This window comes from Bacteroidota bacterium (genome assembly GCA_034723125.1).
GTDB lineage: Bacteria > Bacteroidota > Bacteroidia > CAILMK01 > JAAYUY01 > JAYEOP01.
Genome location: JAYEOP010000608.1, coordinates 1 through 4,022 on the forward strand (window position 1 = coordinate 1; position 4,022 = coordinate 4,022).

Below are 4,022 nucleotides of genomic sequence, written 5' to 3' on the forward strand. Positions count from 1 at the left end.
TCGCAAAATAAAAACACAATTCAAATAGAAAAATTAGAATCCGGATTTTATTTTGTTCAAGTATTTGATGAAAATAATAATTGTATAAGAACAGATAGAATATTAAAAATTGGGAGTGATAAGTAAAATAAAAATTTATTGGTTTTTTTTTAGGCTCTTATTTTTAATATTCGTGTAATATAAACTGCCACAGATTCACAGATTAAAAGAAATTTACTAGAATAAATTTTTATACAAACTACCAAAGGTAGTTTAAAATCTGTGAATCTGTCTTTGACAGACGTAGTCTTACTTCTATTACACTTAGCATGTCTTCGACAGACGAAGTCTGTGGCAGTTATTCTTTTCCGGTTTATCCGGGTTAGGAAACTTCTACTCTAAAAGATTATATTTTCCTAAAATTTCATCCATATTTCCACATTCAATTTCATTAAAAAGAGCAGGATTTATTTTGTATTGCAATGGCGATTTATGAGAAACTGCAAAGCTGTAATATTGCTTATTGAAAGTTACAGGAAGTATTGAAAAGTCATTATCCAATTTATTTTTAAAAACATAATATTTCAATATCGGAGCGTCATGTACAACTGCATCAATATCATTTTTCTTTAAGGCTTCTAACAATTTTTCAAGTGTAGCATATTCTTTAAAATCAATATTTTTAGAAATCAAATATTCCGCTGTACTTGATTGACTGATACAACCTACATTTACTTCGCTTAGGTCATTTACAGATTTAATATCATTTTCAAGTTTATTTATTTGTAGTGAAAAGAAAACAGAAGCTCCGTATCCCGAAATTATAAAAATTATAGCAAATCCCCACAAAATTGAAATCAATCCTCCTGATTTTGTTACTGCATCATTATCTTGTTTCTTCAGTTTTAGTAAATAAATTATTGAATGCCAAATACCGGCAATTCCTTTGTTAAATTTATTATAATGTTTTCTCTCACTCAGCCATAGCATTATTCCTAAAATGACTAAAACTATCAGAATAAAAACAAATGTTTTTAACAAGCCTATCGAAAAAAACTTTTTGCTAAATGAATTGCTCCCTTTACTGATTGCAATAGTTAAGTTTGTAATGTAAAAAGGTTGCATAAAATCAAACTCTGTAAGCCTTCCGCTTGTTACAGTAAGGGGTGAAATTGTAATATCCACATCATTATTTTTAACTGCATCCAGCAAACTCGAAAGTGAATTATAATTTTTATATTCAAAATCTAATTTCAGACGTTTTGCAATATCCTTCCAAATATCAATACTTATTCCACTGTAAGCTCCTTCTTCATTAATAATAAAAGGAGGTGTTTCTTTTACGCCAACAATTATTTTCTGTTTTTCTTTTTGAGTGTTTGAAAAAGAATAAAATGAATTCACTAAAACAAAAGCAATAAAAAGAACTACAATTTTTTTCATAATAAGGACTTTAGGGATTGTTGTCAAAGATAATATTAATATTTTTAACTGCAAAAGGGTTTATTCTTTTTTAAAATTCAGAACAACAAACTTAACGAAAACTATAGTTCGACTGCTTATAATTTGAACTTTGGTATTCTATTTATCGTATTGATTATTATCCGTTTACACGATACAACGAAACATAGTTTCTGACAGCTCAGCATATATATTGTTACGAAAATATCGAATATTGAACAAGGAATTATGAATAATGAAATTTGCTGACCACAAAAATTGCTCATCGTCATCTTTTTACTTCAAAATTCTTTATTCCTTGTTCAATATTCATTATTACCATAGTTGAGTCCATGCGGACTTGTAATGAAAGAATCCGTTTGAAGCGAAGTTAGTCTGTATGAACTTCGCTTAGTGCGTTTAATTTGTTGTTTTAAACAAACATCAACTTTTTATCTTTAAAAAGATCTTCCAATTCAACGGGAGGAGTAAAATATTTATTTTTAAACCTATCCATTTGGTCAAGGGTTTTATTTGAAATTAAATTGGAAATTTCATCCATTGCTTCCCCTGAAATCAGATATGGAAATTCGGAAATTATTATTTTATCACCTATACATTGTGCAGCTATCTGGTATTCTGAAAGCTCTTCTTTGGGGATGCCTTTTATCATACATTCTGAAATCCTTGCCTCTATGCTCTCATTACCTTCAAGTTTTTTTCTTCTTCTCATCAATTTTGCATGTGAAGTCATGTATTTAAAAATCTTTAAAAGAGATTTTTTGGAAAATGATTTTTGCATTGTCATTGCACAATCCATACAAATTGCATATTCGAAAATCACATCTTCAGTGTCAAATTCTATATATTTTTTTATTGCTTTTTCAATAAAATATGTAACAGAGTTTTTTCTTAATTCTTTGTTACAAACAAGACAATTTGTAAAAGGAGCATTTTTAGAAAAAGAAAAAAATTCTTCCGGTATTTCTAATAATTGTTTCTCGTTTTTACCTTTAGATTTTTTCATTTTTCAAAATTATGAAAAATAAAATCAACTCACAAAAAAAATCATTATTTGTCTCTAATATTTTGTTTTTTTGTAAAAAGTTCTTGTTTAGAAAAGGTGTATTAAAAATAATCTTACTTTTGAAGAAAATTTTAAAAACTATTAAATGTCCCCATTAAGTCTTTCAATAGTAATTATTGCATATTTTTTCGTACTAATTTTAATTTCTCAAATTACAAGCCGTAAGGCGGATAATGCATCTTTTTTTCTCGGCAACAGAAAATCACCTTGGTACATTGTTGCATTCGGAATGATTGGAGCCTCACTTTCGGGAGTAACATTTATTTCTATTCCCGGATGGGTTGGTGCAAGTCAATTTTCTTACCTACAAGTTGTTATAGGTTATTTATTCGGGTATTTCGTTATCGCTGTTATTTTAATGCCTGTTTATTACAAACTAAATCTAACCTCCATTTATTCCTATCTTCAACAACGATTTGGATTTTGGTCATACAAGACAGGAGTAGTCTTTTTTCTTTTTTCAAGAACTTTTGGTGCTGCTGCAAGATTATTTATTGTTGCAAATATTTTACAATATGCAATACTCGACAATTGGAATGTTCCTTTTTATGCCACAGTGGTAATCACAATTTTACTTATTTGGATATACACTTTCAAAGGAGGCATTAAAACAATTATTTGGACAGATACACTTCAAACATTATTTATGTTAGTCGCAGTTGGAATAACCGTTTACATTATTAGTAAAACCTTGAATTTAAATTTCAATGAATTAGTTGCAACAATTTCCGATAGTGATTATTCAAAAACATTTTTCTTTGATGACTGGAAAGCAAAAAGCTATTTTTGGAAAAACTTTTTTGGCGGAGCATTTATTGCTATCGCCATGACAGGCTTGGATCAAGACATGATGCAAAAAAATCTCAGTTGCAGAAATATTAAAGAAGGTCAAAAAAATATTCTTTGGTTTACCATTGCTTTAATACCTGTAAACATTCTTTTCCTTTCGCTTGGTGCTTTGCTTTATATTTTTGCTTCACAAAGCGGAATAATTCTTCCTGCCGATACCGACCTTGCTTTCCCGATGATTGCTACAGGTGGCTATCTTAATCCTATTGTTGTTTTATTTTTCACACTCGGAATAATCGCAGCAGCCTATTCAAGTGCCGACTCTGCCCTTACTGCCCTTACAACATCATTTAGTATTGATATTTTAAATGTAAAAAAATATAAAAACGAAATAAAAGAAAAAACTATTAGAAAAAGAGTTCATGTTGGATTTTCAATTGTTTTGATAGCTGTAATTCTTGCTTTCAAAGCAATTAATAATACAAGTGTAATTGATGCATTATTTACAGTTGCAGGTTATACCTATGGTCCACTCTTAGGATTATATGCTTTTGGTTTATTGACAAAATATAAAATAACCGATTCTTATAAAGTCTTGATAATAGCAATACTATCTCCATTGTTTTGTTATTTTATAAGTTCAAATTCCGAACAATGGCTTAACGGATACATCTTCGGCTATGAGCTTCTTATCCTTAATGGAATTATTATGTTTTTAGGACTTTTA

At 29.0% G+C, this 4,022-nt stretch carries 3 protein-coding genes; 1 reads left to right on the forward strand and 2 read right to left on the reverse strand.

Annotation, left to right across the window (positions count from 1 at the left end):
- Window positions 1–372: 372 nt before the first annotated feature.
- Both U9R42_14995 and U9R42_15000 read right to left on the reverse strand, forming a co-directional pair.
- Window positions 373–1,422: a transporter substrate-binding domain-containing protein gene (locus U9R42_14995; protein MEA3497332.1), complete on the reverse strand. Its 1,050-nt coding sequence runs from the start codon at window positions 1,420–1,422 to the stop codon at window positions 373–375.
- A 430-nt stretch (window positions 1,423–1,852) separates the two neighbouring features.
- Window positions 1,853–2,446 (reverse strand): hypothetical protein, encoded by a 594-nt coding sequence (locus U9R42_15000; protein MEA3497333.1) that lies wholly within the window; start codon window positions 2,444–2,446, stop codon window positions 1,853–1,855.
- Between the two features lie 145 nt (window positions 2,447–2,591).
- Between U9R42_15000 and U9R42_15005 the strand changes: the two genes are divergently transcribed.
- Window positions 2,592–4,022, forward strand: a 1,431-nt coding sequence (locus U9R42_15005; GenBank protein MEA3497334.1) for a sodium:solute symporter, incomplete at its 3' end; no start/stop codon positions are given.

Bases quoted from the DNA above. Each gene is read 5' to 3' on its own strand.
- U9R42_15000 (MEA3497333.1), bottom strand. From the start codon at position 2,446: ATGAAAAAATCTAAAGGTAAAAACGAGAAACAATTATTAGAAATACCG.
- U9R42_14995 (MEA3497332.1), bottom strand. From the start codon at position 1,422: ATGAAAAAAATTGTAGTTCTTTTTATTGCTTTTGTTTTAGTGAATTCA.